The organism is Paraburkholderia sp. HC6.4b (assembly GCF_014200875.1).
Taxonomy (GTDB): domain Bacteria; phylum Pseudomonadota; class Gammaproteobacteria; order Burkholderiales; family Burkholderiaceae; genus Paraburkholderia; species Paraburkholderia tuberum.
In genome coordinates this window covers 139,463-164,832 of sequence record NZ_JACHDC010000002.1, presented here as the reverse complement: position 1 = coordinate 164,832, position 25,370 = coordinate 139,463, and the positions used below count along the sequence as shown (strand labels likewise).

The following is a 25,370-nucleotide window of genomic DNA, read 5'->3' as shown; positions in this document are numbered from 1 at the left end:
CATTTTGCATTAGACGCAAGCGCCTGTAGAGGCGCCTATCGTGACGTCCAAGTCTGTCTCAAAGTACCCGAAGGAACTTAGACCGGCTGGATGTTTGCAGCCTGCTTGCCCTTCGGGCCTTGCTTGACTTCGAACGACACTTTCTGGTTTTCCTGCAAGGACTTGAAGCCCGAAGACTGGATTTCCGAGAAGTGTGCAAACAGGTCTTCGCCGCCGTCGTCCGGGGTGATGAAGCCAAAGCCCTTTGCATCGTTAAACCACTTAACAGTACCTGTTGCCATTTTTGATCCAAATAAATGTTGTGTATTGCATCGCGACCGCAATCGCTCCAATGCGAGAGCGAGCGCGAGGGGAGAGTTGTATCACGTCTTTATGACAGACGCCAATCAACCTGCGTTCGGGTATTCCCCGGTTTTGATGTTTTTTCGCACTTTGAGAACGTCTGACGAGAACTTTTTTTGCGCCAGGGTTTACCACCAACATCAAATTTCTCTCGCGACCCGGCGGCGGACATTCGTCCGTGCGTGCCGCACTTTATTGAGGCGATCAAGCGTGGAACTTCATCTATCACTGGCCAAATTCGGCTAAGTTCCCGCTCGAAATTCGACGTCCACAGGCAGCGCCGCGTAGGCGGTGGCCAGATGATAAGGCGTCGTTGACGGCATGTCCGTACGTGCAATTTCGCCGCTCGATGTCTTGCATTCGAACCAGCCGTGTTCATGCAAAAAGCATCGCTGAAAACGTGCGATGTGTTGCGGCAGCGCCGCGCGCACGGCCGGATCGTCGTGACTGGCGAGCGCGCGCAGATATTCCGTCTGCGCCCAGATCCGCTGGGTCGCGTCGCTGACCTTGCCAGCCTCGTCGAGCGATGCGCACACGCCGCCGTTGTCCGGGTTCACGCCATGCTGCTGCGCGAAGGTGAAGGCGCGCGCCAGCGCGTCGGTTAGCCCCGTGCCGTCGAACAGCGCGCCTGCCTGCCTGACCAGCCAGTACCACTCGAACTGATGTCCCGGCTCCAGACGATTGCCGCTCGCGCCGATCGGCAATTCGGCGATACAGCCGCTCGGCGCATGCACGAAGTGTCGCGCGATCGCGCCAGCGAGGCGGCGCAACGCGGCGCCGAAGACGTTGTCGCGCGTCGCCTCGCAGGCGGCGAGCCACGCTTCGGTCAGGTGCATCAGCGGATTCTGCAACGGCGTGGCGGTGACCTTCGAAAAGTCGACGTTGAGCGCGGCGTTGAACAGATCGCCGTCGGCCGCGAAGTTCGACTGGATCAGCGCGGTCGTGTTGTGCACGAGCTTGAGCGCATCGAGGTTGTCGGAGCGCCGCGCGTATTCCGCGCACGCGAACACGACGAACGCGTGCGTGTAGAGGTCCTTGGTGGTGTCGAGCGGCAGGCCGAGCGCGTCGACGCTGTAGAACCATCCGCCGTGATCGGCGTCGCGAAAGGTGCGGGTCAGCGAATCGAACAGCACGCGCGCGTGTTCCATGTCGCCCGCTTGTGCAAACGTGAACAGCTGCCGCGCGCATGCCATCGCCCGATAGCGTTGCGCGGGCAGCGGCTCGCCTCCGGTGGCGTCGAGCGCTTCGTAGGGCAGCTGCAACGCGTGATTGAAGCCGGGACCGCGCCACATCGGCAGCACCACGTTCGCGAAGTGCTCGCGCAGCGCGGTCGCGGCGGTGGTCGTCGAAGCAGGGGGAGGGGGCGTGCTTGGCATCGTCGGTTGGTTCGGGCGCGCAACGTGCGCAGTGTGTCGAGGCAGCGTTCAGGGCGGCGGTTCAGGATTCGGCTCGCCGAGACTGCTGCGGTGTGCGGCCTAGCATAAAGCAAACGCCTCGCGCTGACAGCTTGGGTCAAGCATCCGAAATGCTCGACGCCGACGCGGCGCGACAGATGCACGAGCCGCATGGGATGGGCAACGCGAGGCGCACTGAGCTGCCGCCGCCGCTCATTTCGGATAAGGAGGAACAACGAGGCCCGGTAATCTCGAACTCATCTCCCGTCTCGTGCTGGCCGCGATGCTCGGCAGCGTGATCGGCTACGAGCGGGAGCGGTTGTCGTGGGCGGCGGGCTTGCGCACGCACATGTTGGTCTGCGTGGGCTCGGCGCTCATGATGATCGTGTCCGCGTAATTCGTGATGCAGCAAAGCGACGATGTGAACGAGTGCGACGAAGTGATCATCACGCTGCATCGCGTGTCGAATGCGGAATGCGAGTCGACCTGCGCTCGGCTTCGGCAATGGCGGGGCGTGCGGGAATTCCAGGGCGACGACGCGAGGTCGTGAAAGGCGCGAGGCGCGGGAAAGGGCGCAAAAACGTCGGGGAATGGCTTCGGCACGGGCGGAGCGCCATGCGACAATGCTGGCTCTAAATATTCCAATGGCAATGACAAGCGGCATCCGGCGCCCCGTTCCTGGCGACGACCGCTTTTTCCTCTATGGCAGATTCCGCAGCATCCCCGCAGTCCATGCCCCCGCGCGTCGCTTCGAAGAAGCAGCGCCAGGGCGCCGTCTCCACCGAAACCGAAAACAAGCTGGCGCGCGCGGCGCGCTCGGCGCAACGCCTCGCGCAACTGAGCGGCGTCGCGCGCGACGACAGCACGCTCGACCTGTTCCCCGACGATCCGACCCGCGCGACGCTCGAGGCGATGAACATCGACGTCCGCCAAGGCACGCTGCACGGCTTCGAACTGCCGGACGTGGTGCTGCAGGCGGTCGGCGTATTCGATGAACACGGGTCGCTCGACAAAACTGCGCGCCGCGCACCGCGTGCGGCGAAGCTGGATGCGCCGCCGGTGAACGGGCAGTTGAGCGGGTTTGACGTCGAGCCGGTGATGGCGGTTGCGGATGCGTCTGCAAACAAGCCCGCAAACGAGCCCGCGAACGGCGCCCCCGACGGCTCAGCGCCGAACGCCGCAGCAAACACCGACGACAAGCCCGCGGCAACGTCGCGTGAGCCATCCGCGCCGCCCAGCTCGGCGATGGCCGCCGCGACCGTCGCGCGCAGCGTGACCGCGTTGCGCCAGGCGGCCGAAGCGGAGTTGGCTGCGACGGCGGGCGCGGGCAAGCCACAGCAGCGTTTCGCCGCGATGTTCGCGAAAGCCGCGACGGCATCGCGCGATGCCGCAGTTGCTACCGCCCCGGCTTCGCTTGCAACGTCCGCTGCGACCGACGGCAGTAGCATGAGCCAGTCCGCCGACGAGCCCGCGACGCGTACGCAATCCGCCTCGCCAGAGGCCTTGACCACGAAACAGGACGACAAGCTCTCCGCCACCGCGCAGTTGACGACACCCCGGTCCTCGTCCGCAGACAACCACGCCGGATTCGCCACTTCCTCGCGTGACGCGCGCCGCACCGACGCGGCCGCCGCCGCGCTACGCTCGGAGCCGGAACTCGACCGCGCGCGCGCCACCGCGTTCGCCGATACGGTCGATGCGCTCTATGGCGTGATCGCCGATCAACGCCGCGCCGCGACCGATCATTCGCGGCGCGTGAAATGGATGCTGTCGATCGTGGTCGGTGCGCTGCTGGTGACGGTGGCGATCGGCATCGCGCAGACGCTGCTGCTAATGCGCCTCACGCGCGAGACGACGGCGCAGCAACACCGCATCGAACAGATGATGCAGAACCAGCAAGCGGCGATGGTGAGCCTGCTCGACGCGCATGCGGCGACAGCGAACGCCGCGTCGGCGCCCGCCGCCACGACCGCCACCGCAGCGCCCCCTGCCGCGCCCCTACAGCCCAGCGCGACGCCGACGCGCGCGAGGCACGCTCGCGCTTCGCACCGGCGGCCGCCGAGTCACTAAATCGGGGACGTTGTCGCGATGCAACGCTTCCCGGCCCAATGACATCGCGGCAACCCGCCGCAGCGAAAATTTGCTGCAGTGCACTAGCTTTTCCCTAGGGAAAACCCCTATAATCACAACTAAGGGAAAACCCTAGCAACGCAGTCACTAACCGGGAGTCGCCATGAGCTACATCTTTGCACTGTTCCAAAAGGTCAGCGACCTCTTTGCGTCGCCCCATCTGCCGCTGGATTCGGACTACTCGTATGCAGCGCGTGCCCGTGAAGCAGAGCGTCTGCGCCGCGCGCAGGCCACGCTGTTCGGCATCAAGCTGACCGACTAAAAACCAGCCGAACCTCCCGAGCGCGCGACAACGCGCCGGGGCGCGCACCTCGAGTGCGCTTCTCATTGAGCCACTATTCGCGAAATGCGGATCGTGGCTTTTTGTTTTTTGGGCTCTCTTGTCGCGATGCACCATTGCGCGACGAGACAGACGTATCAGCGCCAGGCCTCCAGTGTCTGTCCGACTCCTTGCGAAATATTTCGGGGCCGAAATGAATGTAACCAGCTTTCACGCTGATTCAGCGAGTCGAATGAAAGCATTGCCCGTAAACCTTCGTTGAATGAAGCGCGAAAGCGGCACCGCGCTTCCATCAACAGACCCCATCTATGAAATGCTCGCTTACAAGTGCTAACGTCTTCACGCGATTCGGGCCGCTAAAGTGAGTCTCAAGCGTACGGCGTCTGGTTCGGCTCACCAAGCGAAGCGAACGAAGCGAATCGCACGATCCGAGCAAACACGGACGCTGGCCTGGAATAAAACTTTGACGGGAGGTCATTATGAAAAACTTTGGCAAGGCATCGCGCTCGCTGATCGCAACGCTGCTCGCGGGCGGCGCACTCGTCGCGGCTGGTAGCGCATTCGCGCAAGACCGCGTGATCGTCGAACACGGTCCGGCACCAGTCGTGTACGGCCAACCGCATATGATGCCGGTGGGCGTGTCGATCAACATCGGCTGGCACGGCGATCGTTACTGGGACGGCCACCGCTACTGGGAGCACGACGAGTGGATGCGCCATCATCCGCACGACTACGATCCGCACCACCGCGGCGACGATCACCGCACCCCGCCCCCGCGCTACTAAAGCGCGCCTGATCGCGTCGCAACAGGCGGCGTGAGTCCACGAAGCCGGTCTTCCCTCGAGGGAAAGGCCGGCTTCGTCGCATTTGGGCGTGCGAGTCCGACCGTGGTATTGCGCGTGCTGCGCTATGCTTCGGGGCTTTCATCGACGGCAGCGGGAGCGCGTGTGGACAAGACGACACAGGATGTAGCGATAGGGGTGGTGGGCACGGGACTGATGGGCGTCGGCATTGCGACGCAGGCCGCGTTGCATGGATACCGGACGATCGTTCACGACGTTGATCCGGCGCGACTCGCGAGCGTCGCGCCGAAAGCGCAAGCCGTGCTCGACGAACTGATCGACGCGGGCCGTATCGACGATGCTGCCAAACAGGCGGCGCTCGCGCGCATCGAAACCAATGCGCAACTCGATGCGATCGGGCAAGCGCGCTTCGTGATCGAGGCGATTCCCGAAGTGCTCGAACTCAAACACCGCCTCTACGCGACGCTGACCAGCCTGCTCGCCGATGATGCGATCCTCGCGAGCAACACCAGCGGCTTCCCGCCCGACCAGCTTGCCATCCCGCTGCGCGCGAAAGAACGCTTCGTGATCGCGCATTTCTGGAACCCGCCGCACATGATTCCGCTCGTCGAGGTCGTGCCGGGCACCGAGACCGCGCCCGAAGTCGTGCGGCAAACCGCCGGACTGATGAGCGCGATCGGCATGGAGCCGGTCGTGCTCACGAAGGCGATTCCGGGCTTCGTCGGTAATCGGCTGCAGTTCGCGGTACTGCGCGAGGCGTTGCACATCGTGCGTTCGGGGGCAGCGACGCCCGAGGTCGTCGATCGCGTGATGAAAGCTTCGCTGGGACGTCGCTGGGGCATCGTCGGACCATTCGAGGGCGCGGACATGGGCGGACTCGACACGTTCGTCGACATCGCGTCGCATCTGATGCCGCAACTCGCGAAAGACGAGGACGTGATCGATCTGCTGCGCGCGCAGGTCGACGCGGGGCGTGTCGGCGTGCGCAGCGGCGCGGGGTTTCATGACTGGGATGAAGCGCGCATCGCGCGGGTAAAGGAAGGGCGCAAGCGCGTGATCGGGCGCGGCTAGTGCAGTATAAATAGCCGTTCCGTGCCTGGTACTCCGCCGCTTTTCGCGCTTACTGCCACACGCGTCGCAAGCGAACCTAAATCAACTCCAAGCCAACCCCAAGCCACTTCATGTCTCACTACTTCTACGACCCCGCCGCCGGTCACGGCCTGCCGCACGATCCTTTCAAGGCGATCGTCGCGCCGCGGCTGATCGGCTGGATTTCGTCGCGCGATGCCGAAGGCACGCTCAATCTCGCGCCATACAGCTTTTTCGGCGCGTTCGCGACCTTTCCGCCGATCATCGGTTTTAGCAGCGAGGGCCGCAAGGACAGCCTCGCCAACATCGAGGCGACCGGCGAATTCGTTTGGAATCTCGCCACCCGGCCGCTCGCGGAGCAGATGAACCGCTCGTCGGCGCCGGTCGCGCCGCACGTCGACGAGTTCGCATTGGCCGGGCTCACGCCGGCGCCGGGCCGCAACGTGGCGGTGCCACACGTAGCCGAATCGCCGGCGGCGCTCGAATGCAAGCTGCTGCAGATCGTGCGTCTGCATGACGTCGACGGCAAGCCGATGGACAACTATCTGTCGCTCGGCCAGGTGGTCGGCGTGCATATCGACGACGCGTATCTGAAGGACGGCCTGTTCGACACGCACGCCGCGCAGCCGATCATGCGCGCGGGTTATCGCGCCGACTATGCGCAGATCGGCGAGATGTTCCAGATGATCCGGCCAACGGCCTGAACTCGCCCTCAGCAGCTTCCGCTGATTAGCGGATCGCTCAGGGTGTCACCGGCGGCGGCTTGCGTGGGGACTGCGCGGACGTTTTTGCCGCGGAGTCACTGTTGCCGCTCCCGCTCCCGCCCACGGGCGCATCCACTTCAACCTCGACGACCGCAGCCGCGACCGGCGCGGCCGCCGTGACTTCCGCCGCAATCGCCGCGGGCACCGGCTGGATCGGGCGCGCACGCGAGCTGACGAGCACCGCGCGCGGTTCATTGTCGTAAATCACGGCTCGCACGCGCGGATAAATCTCCCGCTCCCAGCGACGTCCGCTGAACACGCCGTAGTGGCCGACGCCCGTTTGCACGTGATGCGTCTTCAGATACGGCCGCAGACGATCGCACATGTCCTGCGCGGCGAGCGTCTGACCGACCGCGCAGATATCGTCCTTTTCACCTTCCACGGTCAGCAATGCGGTGCGGCGAATCTTCGACGGCTCCACCAGCCGCCCCTCGACTTCGAGCGCGCGTAACGGCAGCGCATGCTGCTGGAACACGGTGTCGACGGTCTCCAGATAGAAGTCGGCGGTCAGATCCATCGTCGCGAAGTACTCTTCGTAGAACGTGCGAATCGTGTCGGCTTTCTGCGGATCGCCCTTGCCGCGCTCGTAGTACATCGTTTCGAACGAGTCGGCGTGGCGGTCCAGATTCATCGCCATGAACGCGGCCAGCTGCACGAAACCCGGATACACGCGACGCTGCGCGCCGGCAAACCCGAACGGCACCGCGCTGATCAGATTACGCTCGAACCACTCGATCGGCCGGCTCCTGGCCAGTTCGTTGACGCGCGTCGGATTGATGCGCGTGTCGATCGGGCCGGCCATCAGCGTCATGCTGGCCGGCTGCGCGGGATGGTCCTCGGCGGCCATCAGCGCGACGGCGGCGAGCGCCGCGACGGTCGGTTGACAGACCGCGAGCAGATGCGTGCCGGACCCGATCGTCGCGGTGAAGTCGATCACGTGGCGCACGAATTCGTCGAAGCCGAAGCGGCCTTCGCCGAGCGGCACGTCGCGCGGGTTGTGCCAGTCGGTGATATAGACGTCGTGCTCGGTCAGCATCGTGCGCACGGTTGCGCGCAGCAGCGTCGCGAAGTGGCCCGACATTGGCGCGATCATCAGCACGCGCGGCTGCGGCGTTGAAAGCACGGCGTCCTTGCGAAAATGCAGCAGCGAGCAGAACGGCGTGCGCGCGACGACTTCCTCGACCACCGCGACCGGCTCGCCTTCGGTGACGACGCTATCGATGCCGAACGGCGGCCGCTTCGGCGTGAGTCCGCCGAGCATCAGAAGTTCGCACGTCGCGCGCAGCGAGCGTCCGTGCGGCGTAGCGGCGAATGCGGACCACGCATCGAGCGAACGGTTCGCCAGCGCCGCGCCGTGCCGCAGCGGTAGCAGCAGGTCGGCGCAGGCCTGATAGGCAGGATAGGCGAACAGATTCATACTTTCACTCGAATGCGCCAGAAAGATAGGAACTCGAATAAAAGCAAGTGGTGCGCCAGGCGCTGGCGCGCGTTGCCCCTGTGTCGCGTCATATCTGCGTGGGTCGGCATATCACTTGCGTGCATAGGCGAAATGGGCCGGCCTTGCCGCGCTTTGGTGCGCGCGCGCACCGCGGCGTGCATGGGTGCAGGCACGCGCGGCGCGATGCCCGATCTGGAGGACACACGTATGGGAAATACTACGCTCACGATAAGCAGCAGGAATTATTCGTCGTGGTCGCTGCGCGGCTGGCTGCTGACAAAGTTCAGCGGCTTGCCGTTCGAAGAAATCGTGGTGCCGATCGACGACCCCGCGACGCGCGCCGAACTACTGCTGCTGTCGCCGTCGATTCTGGTGCCATGCCTCATGCACGACGGCGTCAAGGTCTGGGACACGCTGGCGATCGCCGAATACCTGCACGAGCTGAAGCCGCAAGCCGCGCTGTTGCCGCATGAGATCCGCGCCCGCGCGCATTGCCGCGCTATCTGCGGCGAGATGCATTCGGGGTTTGCGTCGTTGCGCTCGGCGCTGCCGATGAACCTGAAGGCGCATTTCCCGGGCTTCAAGGTATGGGCGCGCGCGCAATCGGATATCGAGCGGATCGTGACGATCTGGCGTGAATGTCTGAAGGAGTACGGCGGCCCGTTCCTGTTCGGCGAGCGGACCGCCGCGGACGCGATGTACGCACCGGTGGTTACGCGTTTCGTGACCTATGACGTGCAACTCGATCCGGATATGGTCGAATACGGGCAGCGCATCATGGCGCTGCCCGAAATGCGCGAGTGGATCGCGCTCGCGCGTCAGGAGGTCGAGGAGATCGATGAACTGGACGTCGAGTTCTGAGCGCGGCGGCCGCCGTCCACATTAAGCAGATCCGTCAGCCGCGCTCGCCTTCGAGCTTGAACACGCTGACCAGCTGCGCGAGCCGCGCAGCCTGCTCGCGCAACTCGGCCGCCGCGGCTTCCGCATCGACGACGATCGTCGCATTCTGCTGCGTCGCCTCGCCGATCTGCGTGACCGCCAGGTTGACCTGCTCGATGCCGCCCGACTGTTCGCGCGACGCGACATTGATCTCGCTCATGATCGCGCGGACCTGACCGACCTGAGTGACGATTCCCTGCATCGTCGCGCTCGCTTCTTCGGCGATGCGAAAACCGCTGTCGACGTTCGCGCTCGACGCCGCGATCACGCCCTCGATCTCCTTCACCGCCGCCGCGCTGCGCTGCGCGAGCGCGCGCACTTCCGACGCGACGACCGCGAAGCCCTTGCCGTGCTCGCCCGCGCGCGCCGCCTCGACGGCCGCGTTCAACGCGAGGATGTTGGTCTGGAAGGCGATGCCCTCGATCACCGTCGTGATCTCGGCGATCTTCTGCGACGAGCGGCCGATCTCGCCCATCGTCGACACCACGCGCTCGACCGCGCGGCCGCCTTCGAGCGCGGCGTCGGCGGCGTGGGTGACGAGGGTGTTCGCTTCGGTCGCGTGATCGGCATTCTGCTGCACGGTCGACGTGATCTGCTCCATGCTCGCCGCGGTCTCTTCGAGGCTGCTCGCCTGGGTCGCGATGCGCATCGCGATGTTGCCGCTACCGGTGGCGATTTTCTCGGTGCCCGCCGACATGTCGGCCGACGCGTTGCGCACCTGCGCGACGATGCGCGCGAGGCCTTCGCCGATGCCGTCGATCGCCAGCATCAGGCGGCCGATCTCGTCGGCGCGCGCGCGGCCGTGCTGCGCGACGCGCACGCTCAGGTCGCCCGCGGCGAGACGCTCCGACGCACGCGCGGCTTCGTCGAGCGGACGGCTGACGAGCCGCCGCACCGCGACAAGGAACACGATCGCGAACAGGCCGACCAGCGCGAGGCCGAGCAGCAGGAAGGCGTTGCGGGTGCGCACGACCTCGGCCATCACTTCGTCGCGCGGCGCGACGCCGCCCACGAGCCACTGCCACTCCGGCACCGTGACGAACGACACGAACTTGTCGCGCGCGTCGCTCTCGCCGAGCGTCGCGTCGGCCGAGCGGTAGTCGAGCTCGCCCTGCTTCATGTCGAGCATGCGCTGATACGGCGCGTTGGCGTCGTCGGCTTTCTGGCCCGCGGCGGCCGGATGCACGAGCAGCTTGCCGCGCTCCGCGCCGCTCGACGCGTCGAGCACGAAGTAATAGCCGCTCGCGCCGATCTTCAGCGCGTGGATGCCGTCCTGGACCGACTGGATCTCCTTGTCCACGTCGACGCCGACGAACAGCGCGCCGATCACGCGGCCGCTCGCGTCGGCGATCGGCCGGTACTGCGTGATCATGCGCTTGCCGAACAGCATGGCGAGGCCGGTGTACGAGCGGTTCGCGAGCAGCGGCGCATACGCCGGCCCCTTGCGGTCGAGCAGCGTGCCGACCGCTCGGGTGCCGTCCTGCTTCTTCAGCGAGGTGGTCACGCGCACGAAGTCGTCGCCGCTGCGCGCAAACACGGTCGCGACCGCGCCGCTGCGTTCGAGGAACTGGTCGGGAATCGTGAAGTCGAGATTCAGCACCTTGCCGCCGGCCTTGAAAGTCGGCGTCGCGGTGTTCCCGATGTCGACTTTCTGCGTGTCGTCGAGCGAGAAGTCGGTGGGCAGGAAGCTCGCGAACAGCGCCATCGACCGATCGACTTCGGCCGACAGCGCCTTGTCGAACAGCTCGATCATCGCGGCGATCGAGCGGTCTTTTTCGGCGATGCGGGCGAGCACCTGGTCGCGCACCTGGTCGCCGGCGGCGCGCGCGAGCGCCCACGCGAACGTGCTGAAAATCAACGCGACCAGCACGCACGAGAGCACGGCAAGCCGCGCGCCGACGCTGGCGCGGCGCAAGAAGAGAGAGTTCATGGGCAGGCGCGAAAAGGGGACAGGCGACGCGCGCGTCGGGCATGGCCGCGAACGGCATCGATTTACTGGTTTACGGCTCGGGAGACGGCGGCTTTAGGGCGACTGAAAGCCGCCCGTAATAGGCTGAAAGGGGCCACAAAAAACCGGCCCCGAAAAAGGGACGAGGCGGAATGCCGAAGGTGTTGCTGCGTTGCTCAGCGCACCGGATCGATGGTTCGGCCGGGCGCGCTTCGCCACGTCCGCAACAACAACGCATTGGTGACGACGCTGACGCTCGAAAACGCCATCGCCGCGCCCGCGAGCATCGGATTCAGCAAGCCGAACGCGGCCAGCGGAATGCCGATCAGGTTGTAGACGAATGCCCAGAACAGGTTCTGCTGGATCTTGCGCCAGGTTCTGCGGGAGATGTCGATCGCGTCGGCGACGAGCGCCGGGTCGCCGCGCATCAGCGTGATGCCGGCGGCGTGCATGGCGACGTCGGTGCCGCTCGCCATCGCGATGCCGATGTCGGCGGCGGCGAGCGCGGGCGCGTCGTTGATGCCGTCGCCCGCCATCGCGACGATGCCGGCGTGGCGCATCTTCAGGTCGCGGATCACGCGGGCCTTGTCGTCGGGCAGCACCTCGGGGTGGAATTCGTCGATGCCGAGCGCCCGCGCGACGCTCGCCGCACTGCCGCGATTGTCGCCAGTCACGAGCACGCTGCGGATGCCCATCTGCGCGAGCCGCGCGACGGCCGCGCGCGCGGTCGGCTTCACCGTGTCGCCGAACGCGATCAGCGCGAGCGCTTCGGGGGCGTGAGGCGCGCGCGTCATCAGCCACGACACCGTGTTGCCCGCCGCTTCGAGTTCCTGCGCGCGCGCGGCAAGCGCGCTCGGCAGCGCGATGTCGAGCTCGCGCAGCCAGCGCGTGCTGCCGAGGGCGAGCGTGCGGCCGTCGACGTGGGCTTCGACGCCCCGGCCGGCGACGGCGCGAGCGGCGGTGGCGCTTGGCCCGCGCTCGTGTTCGCCGGCCATTTGCCCGAGTTGAGCCTCGTGCGCGCGCATCACCGCTCGCGCGAGCGGATGATCGCTATGCCGCTGCACCGCCGCCGCGAGCGCGAGCGCTTGGTCGCGGCTCAAGCCGCCAACCGGCTCGAACGCCGTTACCGATGGTTGGCCGAGCGTCAGCGTGCCGGTTTTGTCGAACGCGACGATCGACACGCGATGCGCGATTTCCAGCGCTTCCGCGTCCTTGATCAGCACGCCGTGGCGCGCGGCGACGCCGGTGCCGGCCATGATCGCGGCGGGCGTCGCGAGGCCGAGCGCGCACGGGCAGGCGATCACCAACACCGCGACCGCGTTCAGGATCGCGGTTTCCGCGCCCGCGGCGGCGAGCAGCCAGCCGATCAGCGTCAGCGCGGCGAGCGCGAGAATCGTCGGCACGAAGACTTCGCTGACGCGGTCGACGAGCCGCTGGATCGGCGCCTTCTCGGCCTGCGCGCTTTCGACGAGCCGGATGATGCGCGCCAGTGTCGTCTCCGCGCCGATCGCGGTGGTCGTCACCACGAGCGCGCCTTCGCCGTTGATCGAGCCGGCCGTGACGGCGTCGCCGGTCTGTTTCGGCACCGGCAGGCTTTCGCCGGTGATCAGCGCTTCGTCGATATGCGTGCGGCCTTCGAGCACCGCGCCGTCGACCGGTACGCGCTCGCCCGGCAGCACGATCACGACGGTGCCGACCCGCACCTGCGCGAGCGGCACCTCGCGTTCGCCGGCGCCGTCGCGGATGCGCGCGCGCTCGGGGCGCAGCGCGTTGAGCGCGCGGATCGCGTCGGTGGTCTGGCGCTTGGCGCGCGCCTCGAGCCACTTGCCGAAGCGCACCAGCGTGATCACGACCGCCGATGCCTCGAAGTACAGATGCATCGTGTCGCCCGGATGCATCGCGAGTTCGTAGACGCTGATGCCGTACGCCGCCGATGTGCCGAGCGCGACCAGCAGGTCCATGTTGCCCGCGCCGGCGCGCACCGCGCGCCAGGCTGCGCGATAGAAGCGCGCGCCGAAGACGAACTGCACGATCGACGCGAGCACGAATTGCAGCCAGGCTGGCAGCATCGCGTGGAGGCCGAACCATTCGCCGAACATCGGTGCGACGAGCGGCAGCGTCAGCAGCGCGGACGCAACGACGCTCGCGAGGTCGCGGCGGGTTTGAATCCGCTTGCGGTCGACGACGGGGGCGTGGGTCGTGTCGAGGATGTCGCTTTCGTCGCCGGACGCGGCGATAGTGGCCGTTGTCTCGGCTGGAGCGGCAGCAGCGGGCGGCGCGCTCAGCGTCGCTTCGTAGCCAGCTTTCCTGACAGCGGCGATCAGCGCGCCGGTATCGGCGGATGCGGTGCCTTGCGGATGAGCGGTGGCGGTTTCGGTCGCCAGATTGACCGACGCGCGCGCGACCCCAGGCACCTTCGCGAGCGCTTTTTCGACGCGCAACGCGCAGGCTGCGCAGCTCATGCCGCCAATCTCCAGTTCAATGGTTCCCGGCGTCGCGGCGGCTGTCGCGGTTTGCGTCGCGCTTGGCGCGGCAAGCTCGGCGTTCGCGACCGGCGTCGCTTCGTATCCGGCCTTGCGCACGGCATCGGCCAGTTGCTGAGGCCCGAGCGTCGCGTCGCTTTCCACGCGGGCGCGCTCGGTCGCGAGATTCACCGACGCGCGCGCCACTCCCGGCAGCCTGGTCAGTGCTTTTTCGACGCGGCTCGCGCACGACGCGCAAGTCATCCCGCCGATATCGAGTTCGACGACGCGCGTGGGCGAAGAAGAAGCGGCAGCGTCGGCGGGGCGCTGCGGGTTGGCAAGTGCGGTCATGGCAGGCTAGGCTCGTGGCGGCATTGGGCCGCATCGTGAATCCAGTATCGACCTTCCCATGACGGGAAGGTCAAGGCCGGATTATGCGGCCGCCGTCAGAACGCCGGCGGCGCATCGAGCATCGCCTGTCCCACCGCCTTCTGTTGATCGCCGTCGCGCGCGAGCAGCGTTTGCGCGGCGCCGCGCCGGTCTTCGGCCGCCTTGTTCTGCCCGAGCTTCCATTTGCCGACGAGCCGCGTTACCTCGATCTCCATACCGACGATCGCGCCGAGCATCTGCGCGATGTAGTCGGCGGGCGCGTCGCCCATCTTCCATGGCACCGGCTCGCCGGCTTCCATCTCGCGCGTGAGTCGCGCGACGAGACCGCGCACGAACGATTCATCGTCATGCACCACGATCCTGCCATGTGCATGCACGACCATATAGTTGTAGGTCGGCACCTGCTTGTGCGTTTCGTGTTTGCTCGGATACCAGCTCGGGGAAATATAGGCGGTCGGCCCCTGGAAGATCACCAGCGCTTCGGGATGGGTCGCGGCTTCCTGCCAGACGGGGTTCGCCCGCGCGACGTGCGCGCGCAGCACCAGACGTGACGAATCCGCCGCATCCGCCTGCGCCTCGAACGGCAGATGATTCGCATCGAGCCCGTTGGGGCCGTGCGTAATCAGCGCGCCGAACGGGTGCTCGGCGATCAGGCGATGAAGAACCCCTGGACGGTTCTCTTCGAAATGGGCGGGCATGTACATTGAAGTATTCCGAATGCAGGACGACGAACGAGTGGAGGCGAACGGCCAAGCTGGCGGATCGACGAATGCGCGAATCCAAAAAGCATGGCGCGGGAACATAATGTGACAGCGACGCCGATTGTCACATCGGTGACGCGCCTGCGCGCTGTCAGCCAAAATTCCCTGCTTTGTGCTTGCCTGGCTAGCAAGGATACGATACAACGCGATGTTGTCGGAATCGCAATCCGCGGACTCGCTGCGCAGTGTTTCGGGAGAACCGCGCATGCACCAGGCGCTGCACACCGGCATCCCCCATAGGACTGCACGTTCCGCACTCTGAACGAATGATAAAAAATCTCCGAGATCTGTTTTTGCTTCGACGAACCTGCGCGTCGCTCGCGGGTCTGGCACTGCTGGCCAGCTGTGCGTCGAGCCCCACCGCGACGCAACAACCCACCGGCTGGATCAAGGACGAAGTCGCCGACTCCTACGTATTCGGCTATCCGCTCGTGCTGATGAGCGCCGCGCGCGATGCGGCGGTCGGCACCGAGCCGGGTCAGGCGCCTTTCAACACGCTGCGTCACGCGCAGGCGCTGCCGCCGATCGGCGCGACCAATCCGCCGCAGCCGAGCCTCGACACGCTCGACTCGACCGGCTGGCTCGACCTTGCCGCCGAGCCGGTGATCCTGGCGCTACCTGATTCGCATGGCCGTTACGTCGATGCGCGCGTGCTCGACATGTGGACCAACGTCGCGTGGTCGACCGGGCCGCAGTTCGCCGCGGGCACGGGCACCGCGAAGGGCTTGCGCGCGCAGACGATCGCGTTCGTCGCACCGGGCTGGAAGGGCGAGCTGCCGAACGGCGCAAAGCGCGTCGACGTGCCGACGCGCAACGCATGGATCAGCGTGCGCATCCAGTCGAACGGCGCGCGCGATCTGAACGCGGTGCGCAAGCTGCAGCACGCGATCCGTCTGGAGCCGCTGAGCGTGTTCGTCGGCGACGCGGAGCCGGCGGTGCCGCCGCGCGGTTACGCAAGCGGCGTCGCGGGCCCGAGCGGCACGCCGGCGCAGCAGGTCGCCGCGCTCGACGCGAGCGGCTTCTTCGGCCGTCTCGCCGACGCGTTGCCTGACAATCCGCCGACACCGGCCGATCCGCACGCGCTCAAATTTCTCGCCGATCTCGGCGTGACGCCGGGCGATCCTGTGAAGCTGCCGAACTCATCCGATGCGCTCGCGGCCGGTCTCGCCGACGGTCGCGATCGCGTCGCGACGCCGCCGTCGAATCTGCTGAGCGCGAACGGCTGGAGCTGGTTCGGCGATGCCGTCGGCAACTACGGTCCCGACTATGGGTTGCGCGCGTATGCGGCGAGCACACAGTTGGGCCTCGGTACGAAGGACGACGAAGTACGCGCGTTCGTCACGCAGGACAGCGACGGCAACACGCTGAACGGCGCGAATCGCTATGTGATCCACTTCGCGGCGAACCAGCTGCCGCCGGTGCGCGGTTTCTGGACGATCACCGCGTATACGAAGGATGGCGCGCTGAGCGAGAACGCGCCGGCGCGGCTCGCGGTTGGCGATCGCAATGGCGCGCGCCGCAATCGCGATGGTTCGCTCGACGTGGTCGTGTCGTCGACGCGCAGCCGGACCGGTAACTGGCTGCCCGCACCGCGCGCGGACATGCAACTGGTGCTACGCCTGTATGCGCCGAAGCCGCAAGCCACCGACGGCAGCTGGCAGCCGCCGCCGGTCGTGCGGCAATGATGTGAACGGCGCGCGGGCAAACCGCGCGCCGTCCGGTTTCGTTATCTGACGCTCGCGAAAATCTCGTTCGCGGGAAAGCCACTCAGTCAGCAGCACGAATCGTCAAGGCGGGCCTGACATTCCTGTCTAACCATTGATTCACGCCTTATACTGCCGCTTGCGGGATCTCTGTTTTTCGCGGCGGGCTTGCCGCCGCATTCCTCCACATCGAGCATGGCAAGCCTCAATAAAGCATCGTTAGCCTCCTCCATACAGACCGTGCGCGCAGTCGCGCAGTCGCGCCGTACGCGACGGATTCTCGTCGGTCTGCTGATCTTCGTCGTCGTGTTCGGCCTGCTCGGTTTTTTCGCGGCGCCGCCGCTGATTCGCCACATCGCCAGCCAGCAACTGAGCAAGCAGCTCGACCGGCCGGCGTCGATCGGCCGCATCGCGCTCAATCCGTACACACTGCGTTTCGAGGCCGACAACGTGCATATCGGCGAGCGCGGCGGCGCGGGCGACTTCGTCGATATTTCGCGGCTCATCGTGAAGCCGTCGTGGAGTTCGCTGTTTCGCGGCGCGCCCATCGTCGACGAAGTGCAGGTCGATTCGCCGCGCTTTCATATCGTTCGCCTCGATGCGCAGCACTTCAATTTCAGCGACCTGATCGAGAAATTCGCGAATCAGCCGGCAAAACCGAACAGCAAGCCGACGCAGTTCTCCGTTTCCAACATTCGTGTCGAAAACGGCCAGATCAGGTTCGACGACCGGCTGCTCGGCACGAGCCACGTGATCGATCAATGGAAGCTCGGCATTCCGTTCATCGCGACGCTGCCGTCGAAGACCGATATCTTCGTCGAGCCGCTGCTGCGCGCGCGCATCGACGGCGACAGTCAGCTCGCGATCGACGGCAGGACCAAGCCGTTCGCGGCGTCGCGCGAGTCGGAAGTGTCGCTGCGCTTCGACGAGCTCGACGTGCCGAAGCTGGTGTCTTACGCGCCGTCGAAGCTGCCGGTGATCGTGCAGTCGGGCAAGCTGTCCACCGACCTGAAGCTGAACTTCGAGATGTCGAACGACACGCCGTCGCTGCGCGTCGCCGGCACCGTCGATCTGAACGACGTCAACGTGCAGGATCAGGGCAAGGCGCCGTTTTTCGCGGCGCGCGCCGTGCATGTGGCGGCGGCATCGCTCGAACCGTTGAAGAGCATCTATCACTTCGACGATATCCGCATCGACGCGCCGAGCGCGAGCCTCGCGCGCGACAAGGACGGCGTATTGAGCGTCGAGCATATGTTCGCGCCCGCGCCGGAAAAAACCACCGCAAAGGAAACCGCGGACGCGAATGCCAACGCCAAAACCGCCGCCGCCGAAAAGGCGGCCCCGCCGTTCGACGTCGCGATCAAACGTTTCACACTCAACGACGGCACCGTGAACGTACACGACGAAGCCGTGTCGCATCCGGTAGAAGCCGGGCTGCAAAACCTCGCGGTTACGCTGACCGATTTCTCGACGCTCGCGTCGGCGCCAGCGCACTACACGCTGAACACGAACCTGAAGAACATTGGCGGTTCGCTCGCCGCCGATGGCACGATCGGCCTCGCGGCGAAGACGGCGAGCGCGAAGCTCGTTCTGAAGTCGCTGAAGCTGCCGCCGTTGCAGCCGTATCTGGATACCGCGACGTCCGCGCAGGTGCTCGACGGCGCGTTGTCCGCGACGACGAATATCGACGCGAACTGGTCGAAGTCGCCGATGGCGCTGACGGTCGCGGACACGCAGCTGGACATGCAGGCGGTGAAGCTCGCGGCGCGCGGCGGCAAGACGCCGGTGATCTCGCTCGCGCAGGGCAACGTGGTAGTCAAACAGGTCGACGTCGCGGCGCGCACGGCCGACGTGACGAGCGTAGACGTAACCGGTCTCGCGGTCGACGCGCAGCGCCTGAAGGACGGCACCATCAATCTGGACGCGCTCGCGAGGGCGCATCAACAGGCGACGGAGCGCACGGCGATCCACGCGGCGAAACAAGCGCAGGCCGAAGGTCCCGCATGGCGCTACAAGATCGCCGAATTGACGCTCAAAGACGCGACCGCCGATTTCACCGACAACACGACGCCGCAGCCGGTCAAGCTGAGCTTTACGCCGGTGCAGCTGAAGGTGCGGCAGATCAGCGACGACTTGGGCCGTCCACTGCTGGTCGACCTGCAGGCGACGTTGAACAAGAAGGGCACGCTCGCTGTGAAGGGCGACGTGACCGCGACGCCGCTAAAGCTGGCCGTCAAGATCAACGCGAACCAGCTCGACGCGGCCGCGTTCGAGCCGTACTTCGGCAGCAGCCTGAACGCGACGCTCGCAAGCGCGCTGCTGAACGCGAACGGCGATCTCGCGGTCACCCAGGCTAAGTCGCTGAAAGCGAACTTTCGCGGCGACATGGCGCTCGTCGCCGTGCGCATGCTCGACAAGGTGACGTCGGACCCGTTCGCGGGCTGGGGCTCGCTCGCGCTGTCGAACCTGAAGGCCGATTACGACGAGCACGGCACCGTCGTCGACGCGGGCCGCGTGACGTTCTCGAAGTTCTATGGCCGTGTACTGCTCGACGCGCAAGGCAAGCTGAATCTGAAAGATGTGGTCGCGCACGAGGGCGGTACGACGCAGTCGCTGACGCGCGACAAGAGCGGCTCGCACCCGATTCCGCTGACGCCCGAGGCGGTGTCTGAGGCAGTCGCGGCGTCGGCGCCGGTCGCGGCATCTGCTGCAACGCCCGGCAAGCCTGCCGCCACGGCCGTCGCCAGCGCCACGGCCGCGACGCCGCCAGCAAACCCGGTCAAGATGCACGTCGGGCAACTGGTGTTGCAGCAGGGCCGCGTGACCTATACCGACAACTTCGTCAAGCCGAACTACACGGCGAACCTTGTCGCCATTCAGGGCACGATCGGCGCGTTCGGTACGGAATCGACGACGCCCGCGCCGGTCGACGTGGCAGCGAAGCTCGCGGCCAACGGTCCGCTGACGATCCGCGGCACCATCAATCCGCTGATCGCGAAACCGGCGCTCGATCTGACCGCGAGCGCGCACGACATCGAGCTGACCAACCTGACGCCGTATTCGGCGAAATACGCGGGCTATCCGATCACGAAGGGCAAGCTCAACGTCGATTTGCATTACAAGCTCGAGAACGACCAACTGAACGCGAACAACCACCTGTTCATCGATCAACTGACGTTCGGCGATCACATCGACAACGACACCGCGACCAAACTGCCGGTGCGTTTCGCGATCTCGCTGCTGAAGAACTCGCGCGGCGAGATCGACGTGAACCTGCCAGTGTCGGGCTCATTGTCGAACCCCGAGTTCAGCATCGGCGGGCTGATCTGGCATGCGGTGCTCAATCTGCTCGAAAAGGCGGTGACCGCGCCGTTCTCGCTGATCGCGCACGCGTTCGGCGGCAATGGTGAGGACCTCGGTTACGTCGAATTCGAGGCCGGCTCGGCGACGCTCACCGATGCCGACAAGCAGAAACTCGACACGATCGTGAAGGCACTCACCGACAAGCCGTCGATCCGCATGGACCTGATCGGACGCGTCGATCCGAAGGTCGACGAGCCGGCGCTGCGCACGCAGTACGTCGATCAGATGGTCAAGCGGCAGAAGATCAAGGACACGGTGGGTAATGGTGAGAGCGTCGATCCGTCGACGGTCACGGTCGATCAGAAAGAGTACGACAAATATCTGACCAAGGCCTACAAGTCCTCCGACTTCAAGAAGCCGCACAACTTCATCGGCATGACGAAGACGCTGCCCGACGACGACATGAAGAGCGCGCTCGCGGCCAACGCGCCGATCGACGACGCGAGCTTGCGGCAACTCGCGCAGCGGCGCGCGCAGAGTGTGCAGCAGTACCTGCAAGGCAAGATCGACAGCAGCCGCGTGTTTATCGTCGCGCCGAAGATGAATGCCGACGACATCAAGGACAAGGGTGCGACGACGCGGGTCGATTTCGGCTTGAAGTGATGGAGGAGTCGCGGCGCGGCGCGCGAGCCGTGGCGTTCGGCGAGCCGATAAAAAAAAGCCCGACCTGAGGTCGGGCTTCAAAGTCGGCTGCGCCCTCCACAGGACGCAGCCCCTGCAAAACAGCGAGGCTGTATGCGTTGCCGCGCGGCTTAAGCAGCCAGCAGCGAGCGCAGCACGAACGGCAGAATCCCGCCGTGCTTGTAGTAGTCGACTTCGATCGGCGTGTCGATACGCAGCAGCACCGGAACGCGCTTGTCGCCGTCCTTGCCGTGGATCACGAGCGTGACTTCCTGTTGCGGCTTGAAGTCGTCGCCGAGGTCTTCGATGTCGTAGGTTTCTTCGCCGGTGATGCCGAGCGACTGCACGCTATCCGAGCCCTTGAACTGCAGCGGCAGAACGCCCATGCCGACCAGGTTCGAACGATGGATCCGCTCGAAGCTGCGTGCGACCACAGCCTTCACGCCCAGCAGTTGCGTGCCCTTGGCCGCCCAGTCGCGCGACGAGCCCGTGCCGTACTCTTCGCCCGCGAACACGACGGTCGGCGTATCGGCGGCGATGTACTTCATCGCTGCGTCATAGATGGACAGCTGTTCGCCGCTCGGCTGGTGAATCGTCAGGCCGCCTTCGATGCGCGAGCCATCCGCCTTCGCCGGGATCATCAGGTTCTTGATACGGACGTTCGCGAACGTGCCGCGCATCATCACGTCGTGGTTACCGCGCCGCGAGCCGTAGCTGTTGAAGTCGGCCTTTTGCACGCCGTTTTCCTTCAACCAGCGGCCTGCCGGCGAGTCTTCCTTGATCGAGCCTGCCGGGCTGATGTGGTCGGTCGTGACCGAGTCACCGAAGATGCCCAACGCGCGTGCGCCCTTGACCGGCGCGATGCTGGAAGCCGGCGTCATCGAGAAGTCCTTGCCGAAGAACGGCGGCTCGGCGATGTAGGTCGACTTCGGCCAGTCGTAGACCTGACCTTCTTCGCCCTCGATCTTGCTCCACAGATCGCCCTTCTTCGTGAGCTGCGAGTAGTTCTTGCGGAACGCGTCGGCATCCATCGCGTACTTCAGCAGCGCGTTGACTTCTTCGCTGGTCGGCCAGATGTCGCCGAGGTAGACGTCCTTGCCGCCCTTGCCCTTGCCGACCGGCTCGGTCATCAGGTCGCGCGTGATGTTGCCGGCGATCGCGTATGCCACGACGAGCGGCGGCGACGCGAGGAAGTTCGCGCGGATGTTCGGGTGGATACGCGCTTCGAAGTTACGGTTGCCCGACAGCACCGCTGCCGCGACGATGTCGTGCTTCGTGATCGCGTCGTTCAGTTCCGGCGTCAGGTCGCCCGCGTTACCGATACAGGTCGTGCAGCCGTAAGCGGCCAGCGTGAAGCCGAGCTTGTCGAGGTACTTCAGCAGGTCGGTCTTCGTCAGGTACTCGGTGACGATACGCGATCCCGGAGCCAGCGACGTCTTGATGTGCGGAGCGACCGTCAGGCCAGCTTCGACAGCCTTCTTCGCAAGCAGACCGGCGGCCAGCAGTACGCTCGGGTTCGACGTGTTCGTGCACGACGTGATCGCGGCGATCAGCACGTCGCCGTTCTTGACGTCGACGCCGTTGCTCGTCGTGTATTGCGCGTCGAGATCGGCGGCCTTCTTCGCAAAGCCGTTTTCGGCGACCGGCTTCGAGAACAGGTCGGTGAAGGTCGACTTCACGTGGCCGATCTCGATGCGGTCCTGGGGACGCTTCGGGCCTGCCAGCGACGGCGCGACCGTCGCGAGATCCAGCGTGACGACCTTCGTGTAATCGATATCGCCTTCGCCCGGAATGCCGAACAGCTCCTGCGCCTTGAAGTAGTTTTCGAACGCGGAGATCTCCGCGTCCGTGCGGCCCGTGCCGTGGAAGAAGTCGATGGTCTTCTCGTCGACCGGGAAGAAGCCCATCGTTGCGCCGTATTCCGGCGCCATGTTGCCGATCGTCGCACGGTCCGGCACCGACAGCGAGCGCGTGCCTTCGCCGAAGAACTCGACGAACTTGCCGACGACCTTCTCCTTACGCAGCAGTTCGGTGATCGTCAGCACGAGGTCGGTCGCAGTCACGCCTTCGATCAGCTTGCCCTTCAGGTGCACACCGACGACGTCCGGCGTCAGGAAGTACACCGGCTGGCCGAGCATGCCTGCTTCGGCTTCGATACCGCCCACGCCCCAGCCGACCACGCCGATGCCGTTGATCATCGTCGTGTGGCTGTCCGTGCCGACCAGTGAATCCGGGTAGTACACGGTGTCCGCGCCGTCGGCCTTCTTGTGCACGCCCCGCGCGAGGTACTCGAGGTTCACCTGGTGAACGATGCCGACGCCCGGCGGCACGACCTTGAACGTGTCGAACGCCTGCATGCCCCACTTCATGAACTGATAGCGCTCGTTGTTGCGCTGGAATTCCAGCTTCATGTTCAGGTCGAGCGCGTTCTTCTCGCGGAAGTGGTCGATCTGCACCGAGTGGTCGACGACCAGATCGACCGGCACCAGCGGCTCGATCGACTTCGGGTTCTTGCCGATGGCCTTCGCGACGCCGCGCATCGCGGCGATGTCGGCGAGCAGCGGCACGCCGGTGAAGTCCTGCAGCACGACGCGCGACACGACGAACGGAATTTCGTCGACGCGCGCCGCGGTCGGCTTCCAGTTCGCGAGTTGCGTGACATGTTCTTCGGCGACTTTCTTGCCGTCGTAGTTGCGCAGCACCGATTCCAGCACGATACGGATCGAGACCGGCAGGCGGTCGATCTTGAGGTTCAGAGCCTTGCCGAGTTGCGGCAGGGAGTAGAACTTGCCTTTGCCGGAACCGCTGTCGAATTCCTTGAGCGTTTTGTGGAGGTTGTGGGCCATGGTGTTTTCCTTGGTTTGGATCGCGGAACTACAGTACTCAACCTAGATGACGTACAGATCGACGTATTCATTGACCGGCGTCGCTTCGAGCTTGGCCTGGTCGAGCGATACGTCGAGAATCGCCAGTTGTTGCTTGACCGGAAAGCGCCGCGCGAGGTTGGTCTTGAACTTCTCGACCAGCAACGGAATACCGTCTTCACGACGGCGCTGATGACCGATCGGGTATTCGACTACGACTTCACCGAACTTCGACCCGTCGTTGAATTCGATCGTCAGTGCGTTGGCGATCGACCGCTTCTCCGGGTCGTGATAGTCCTTCGTGAACTGTGGGTCTTCGACGCATTCCATCTTCGCGCGCAATGCATCGATACGCGAGTCCTGCGCGACTGAATCTTCGTAATCGGCAGCCGTCAGACGGCCGAAAATCAACGGCACCGCGATCATGTACTGGATGCAATGATCACGGTCAGCCGGATTGTTCAGCGGACCCTTTTTATCGATGATGCGAATCGCCGCTTCGTGGGTGCGGATCGTGATGCGGCGAATGTCTTCGACGCGCCGGCCCTGCGCGGCGAGCTGCACATGCAGCGCGAGCGCGGCTTCCACGGCGGTTTGCGCGTGGAACTCGGCCGGAAACGAGATTTTGAACAGCACGTTTTCCATCACGTACGAGCCGTACGGACGCTGGAACTGGAACGCGTTGCCGTTGAACAGCACGTCGTAGAAGCCCCACGTTTTCGCGCTGAGCACCGACGGATAGCCCATCTCGCCGGTCTTCGAGATCAGCGCGAGGCGCACGGCGCGCGAGGTCGCGTCGCCGGCGGCCCACGATTTGCGCGAACCGGTGTTCGGCGCATGACGGTAGGTGCGCAGCGCCTGCCCATCGACGAGCGCCTGCGATACCGCGTTGATCAGCTCGTCGCGCGTAAGGCCGATCAGCTGGCCGACCACCGCGGTCGACGCGAGCTTGACGAGCAGCACATGATCGAGCCCGACCTTGTTGAACGAGTTCTCGAGCGCGATGCAGCCTTGAATTTCGTGCGCCTTGATCATGGCGATCAGGACGTCTTTCATCGTCAGCGGCGCTTTGCCGGCTGCGATGGCGGTGCGCGAGAGCCAGTCGGCCGTCGCGAGAATGCCACCGAGGTTATCGGACGGATGGCCCCATTCGGCGGCGAGCCAGGTGTCGTTGAAATCGAGCCAGCGGATCATCGCGCCGATGTTGAAGGCGGCCTGAACCGGGTCCAGCTGGAACGACGTGCCCGGCACCTTCGCGCCGTTGGGGACGATCGTGCCTGCCACGATCGGTCCCATCAGCTTGGTGCAGGCTGGGTAGGTAAGCGCCTCGAGTCCGCAACCGAGCGTGTCGATCAGGCAATGACGCGCGGTTTCCAGCGCGAGCGCGCTGTCGATCCGGTAATCCAGCACGTAGTCGACGATCTCGGCCAGGACGGCGTCCGGGGCGGGTCGTACGTTGGAGATCGGGGCGGACATCGGGGGCTTCCCTGGCGGCGAAAATCAGTTGCCGGTCTTGTTGATCGCGTTCGATTGCGTTGCAGCCGGCGCGCCCTGTTCCATGGCGACCGTCTTGCACTCGTCGGCGAGACGCGAGCTGTCCTTGTCCTGGAACAGCATGGCCTTCGTCGGGATCACGACGAGGTCCATACCGGATGCTGCATCGTGGAAGCGGTCGGCGCCCGTCGTGGTCGCTTCGCGCGGCAGGTTGTAGTTCTTGTTCGCCCAGTGAACCGTGACAATCTGGTCACGCTTCATGTCGCCTTTCATTTCGAAAGCAAGGCCGTCCTTGCACGCCCACTTTTCAGCGCCTTCCGGGATCGGATCGACCTTCGCTTCCTTCGCCGGACTCGGCTTGCGCTTGATCAGGCGGCGCGGCTCCGGGCGCTTCGCGACGGCCTTGGTGGCCGGCTTCTTCGTGGTGGTGGCCGTGTCCGCAGCGGTGGCGTCAGTCGCGACGGTCAGCATCGTCGTGGACAGGGCGCCAATCATGGCGGCGATCATCAGCTTTTTCATGGAGAAAACCTTTCTATCAAAATCAGTTAAACAGTGCGCGGACGACCGGTCCGGCGGCCGCGCGGG

Annotated in this window: 17 protein-coding genes and 1 pseudogene; 9 read left to right on the top strand and 9 right to left on the bottom strand. The window is 65.2% G+C overall.

The genetic code is table 11. The features are described from left to right. Window positions 1-77 precede the first annotated feature (77 nt). Entirely contained in the window at window positions 78-281 is a 204-nt protein-coding gene (locus HDG34_RS02995) for a cold-shock protein (RefSeq protein ID WP_018424088.1), read from the bottom strand. Window positions 282-584: 303 nt separating this feature from the next. Next, complete coding sequence (locus tag HDG34_RS02990) at window positions 585-1,718, bottom strand: AGE family epimerase/isomerase (RefSeq protein ID WP_184057592.1); 1,134 nt, start codon at window positions 1,716-1,718, stop codon at window positions 585-587. A 301-nt stretch (window positions 1,719-2,019) separates the two neighbouring features. On the opposite strand from HDG34_RS02990, the pseudogene HDG34_RS38855 reads away from it, so the two are divergent. The 6 genes and pseudogenes from HDG34_RS38855 to HDG34_RS02960 all read left to right on the top strand — a co-directional run. Continuing rightward, window positions 2,020-2,130, top strand: a pseudogene (locus HDG34_RS38855) (MgtC/SapB family protein); the annotation flags it as partial. Between the two features lie 308 nt (window positions 2,131-2,438). Next, complete coding sequence (locus HDG34_RS02980) at window positions 2,439-3,806, top strand: hypothetical protein (protein WP_184057590.1); 1,368 nt, start codon at window positions 2,439-2,441, stop codon at window positions 3,804-3,806. Between the two features lie 163 nt (window positions 3,807-3,969). Further along, complete coding sequence (locus HDG34_RS02975) at window positions 3,970-4,128, top strand: hypothetical protein (RefSeq protein WP_018424094.1); 159 nt, start codon at window positions 3,970-3,972, stop codon at window positions 4,126-4,128. A gap of 497 nt (window positions 4,129-4,625) precedes the next feature. Then, window positions 4,626-4,931, top strand: coding sequence for a hypothetical protein (locus tag HDG34_RS02970; RefSeq protein ID WP_090808246.1), 306 nt, complete (start codon window positions 4,626-4,628; stop codon window positions 4,929-4,931). A 213-nt stretch (window positions 4,932-5,144) separates the two neighbouring features. Beyond that, the gene (locus tag HDG34_RS02965) at window positions 5,145-6,020 is read left to right on the top strand and encodes a 3-hydroxyacyl-CoA dehydrogenase family protein (RefSeq protein ID WP_260321026.1); all 876 of its coding nucleotides are present in this window, start codon (window positions 5,145-5,147) and stop codon (window positions 6,018-6,020) included. Between the two features lie 110 nt (window positions 6,021-6,130). Beyond that, window positions 6,131-6,742 (top strand): flavin reductase family protein, encoded by a 612-nt coding sequence (locus HDG34_RS02960; protein ID WP_184037964.1) that lies wholly within the window; start codon window positions 6,131-6,133, stop codon window positions 6,740-6,742. Between the two features lie 37 nt (window positions 6,743-6,779). Here the strand turns inward: HDG34_RS02960 and HDG34_RS02955 are convergent, their stop codons facing one another. Continuing rightward, entirely contained in the window at window positions 6,780-8,219 is a 1,440-nt protein-coding gene (locus tag HDG34_RS02955) for a polyhydroxyalkanoate depolymerase (protein ID WP_184057586.1), read from the bottom strand. Between the two features lie 228 nt (window positions 8,220-8,447). Between HDG34_RS02955 and HDG34_RS02950 the strand changes: the two genes are divergently transcribed. Then, window positions 8,448-9,101, top strand: a complete 654-nt coding sequence (locus tag HDG34_RS02950; protein ID WP_184057584.1) for a glutathione S-transferase family protein — start codon at window positions 8,448-8,450, stop codon at window positions 9,099-9,101. A gap of 34 nt (window positions 9,102-9,135) precedes the next feature. Here the strand turns inward: HDG34_RS02950 and HDG34_RS02945 are convergent, their stop codons facing one another. The 3 genes from HDG34_RS02945 to HDG34_RS02935 all read right to left on the bottom strand — a co-directional run bounded on the left by HDG34_RS02945 (window position 9,136) and on the right by HDG34_RS02935 (window position 14,683). Continuing rightward, window positions 9,136-11,109: a methyl-accepting chemotaxis protein gene (locus HDG34_RS02945; protein WP_184057582.1), complete on the bottom strand. Its 1,974-nt coding sequence runs from the start codon at window positions 11,107-11,109 to the stop codon at window positions 9,136-9,138. A 194-nt stretch (window positions 11,110-11,303) separates the two neighbouring features. Beyond that, window positions 11,304-13,940 carry a heavy metal translocating P-type ATPase gene (locus HDG34_RS02940; protein ID WP_184057580.1) on the bottom strand — a complete coding sequence of 879 codons (2,637 nt, stop codon included), beginning with the start codon at window positions 13,938-13,940 and terminating at the stop codon, window positions 11,304-11,306. Window positions 13,941-14,035: 95 nt separating this feature from the next. Beyond that, window positions 14,036-14,683 carry an FMN-binding negative transcriptional regulator gene (locus HDG34_RS02935; RefSeq protein ID WP_090808258.1) on the bottom strand — a complete coding sequence of 216 codons (648 nt, stop codon included), beginning with the start codon at window positions 14,681-14,683 and terminating at the stop codon, window positions 14,036-14,038. Between the two features lie 323 nt (window positions 14,684-15,006). On the opposite strand from HDG34_RS02935, the gene HDG34_RS02930 reads away from it, so the two are divergent. Further along, window positions 15,007-16,425 carry a DUF1254 domain-containing protein gene (locus HDG34_RS02930; RefSeq protein WP_184057578.1) on the top strand — a complete coding sequence of 473 codons (1,419 nt, stop codon included), beginning with the start codon at window positions 15,007-15,009 and terminating at the stop codon, window positions 16,423-16,425. Between the two features lie 213 nt (window positions 16,426-16,638). After that, a complete protein-coding gene (locus HDG34_RS02925; protein ID WP_184057576.1) occupies window positions 16,639-20,409 on the top strand; it encodes a DUF748 domain-containing protein in 3,771 nt (1,256 codons plus the stop codon). 149 nt (window positions 20,410-20,558) lie between these two features. Here HDG34_RS02925 and acnA read toward each other — a convergent pair whose 3' ends face one another. Genes acnA through HDG34_RS02910 form a run of 3 tightly spaced genes read right to left on the bottom strand, consistent with a single transcriptional unit; the run spans window position 20,559 to window position 25,304 of the window. Next, window positions 20,559-23,273, bottom strand: a complete 2,715-nt coding sequence (gene acnA, locus HDG34_RS02920) for an aconitate hydratase AcnA (protein ID WP_184057573.1) — start codon at window positions 23,271-23,273, stop codon at window positions 20,559-20,561. A 42-nt stretch (window positions 23,274-23,315) separates the two neighbouring features. Further along, window positions 23,316-24,767 (bottom strand): bifunctional 2-methylcitrate dehydratase/aconitate hydratase, encoded by a 1,452-nt coding sequence (locus HDG34_RS02915; RefSeq protein WP_184057571.1) that lies wholly within the window; start codon window positions 24,765-24,767, stop codon window positions 23,316-23,318. 24 nt (window positions 24,768-24,791) lie between these two features. Continuing rightward, the gene (locus tag HDG34_RS02910; RefSeq protein WP_184057569.1) at window positions 24,792-25,304 is read right to left on the bottom strand and encodes a hypothetical protein; all 513 of its coding nucleotides are present in this window, start codon (window positions 25,302-25,304) and stop codon (window positions 24,792-24,794) included. Window positions 25,305-25,370: the final 66 nt, after the last annotated feature.

Bases quoted from the DNA above. Each gene is read 5' to 3' on its own strand.
- HDG34_RS02910 (WP_184057569.1), bottom strand. From the start codon at position 25,304: ATGAAAAAGCTGATGATCGCCGCCATGATTGGCGCCCTGTCCACGACG.
- HDG34_RS02975 (WP_018424094.1), top strand. From the start codon at position 3,970: ATGAGCTACATCTTTGCACTGTTCCAAAAGGTCAGCGACCTCTTTGCG.
- HDG34_RS02915 (WP_184057571.1), bottom strand. From the start codon at position 24,767: ATGTCCGCCCCGATCTCCAACGTACGACCCGCCCCGGACGCCGTCCTG.
- acnA (WP_184057573.1), bottom strand. From the start codon at position 23,273: ATGGCCCACAACCTCCACAAAACGCTCAAGGAATTCGACAGCGGTTCC.
- HDG34_RS02965 (WP_260321026.1), top strand. From the start codon at position 5,145: ATGGGCGTCGGCATTGCGACGCAGGCCGCGTTGCATGGATACCGGACG.
- HDG34_RS02990 (WP_184057592.1), bottom strand. From the start codon at position 1,718: ATGCCAAGCACGCCCCCTCCCCCTGCTTCGACGACCACCGCCGCGACC.
- HDG34_RS02955 (WP_184057586.1), bottom strand. From the start codon at position 8,219: ATGAATCTGTTCGCCTATCCTGCCTATCAGGCCTGCGCCGACCTGCTG.
- HDG34_RS02925 (WP_184057576.1), top strand. From the start codon at position 16,639: ATGGCAAGCCTCAATAAAGCATCGTTAGCCTCCTCCATACAGACCGTG.
- HDG34_RS02940 (WP_184057580.1), bottom strand. From the start codon at position 13,940: ATGACCGCACTTGCCAACCCGCAGCGCCCCGCCGACGCTGCCGCTTCT.
- HDG34_RS02970 (WP_090808246.1), top strand. From the start codon at position 4,626: ATGAAAAACTTTGGCAAGGCATCGCGCTCGCTGATCGCAACGCTGCTC.
- HDG34_RS02980 (WP_184057590.1), top strand. From the start codon at position 2,439: ATGGCAGATTCCGCAGCATCCCCGCAGTCCATGCCCCCGCGCGTCGCT.
- HDG34_RS02960 (WP_184037964.1), top strand. From the start codon at position 6,131: ATGTCTCACTACTTCTACGACCCCGCCGCCGGTCACGGCCTGCCGCAC.
- HDG34_RS02995 (WP_018424088.1), bottom strand. From the start codon at position 281: ATGGCAACAGGTACTGTTAAGTGGTTTAACGATGCAAAGGGCTTTGGC.
- HDG34_RS02935 (WP_090808258.1), bottom strand. From the start codon at position 14,683: ATGTACATGCCCGCCCATTTCGAAGAGAACCGTCCAGGGGTTCTTCAT.
- HDG34_RS02950 (WP_184057584.1), top strand. From the start codon at position 8,448: ATGGGAAATACTACGCTCACGATAAGCAGCAGGAATTATTCGTCGTGG.
- HDG34_RS02945 (WP_184057582.1), bottom strand. From the start codon at position 11,109: ATGAACTCTCTCTTCTTGCGCCGCGCCAGCGTCGGCGCGCGGCTTGCC.
- HDG34_RS02930 (WP_184057578.1), top strand. From the start codon at position 15,007: ATGATAAAAAATCTCCGAGATCTGTTTTTGCTTCGACGAACCTGCGCG.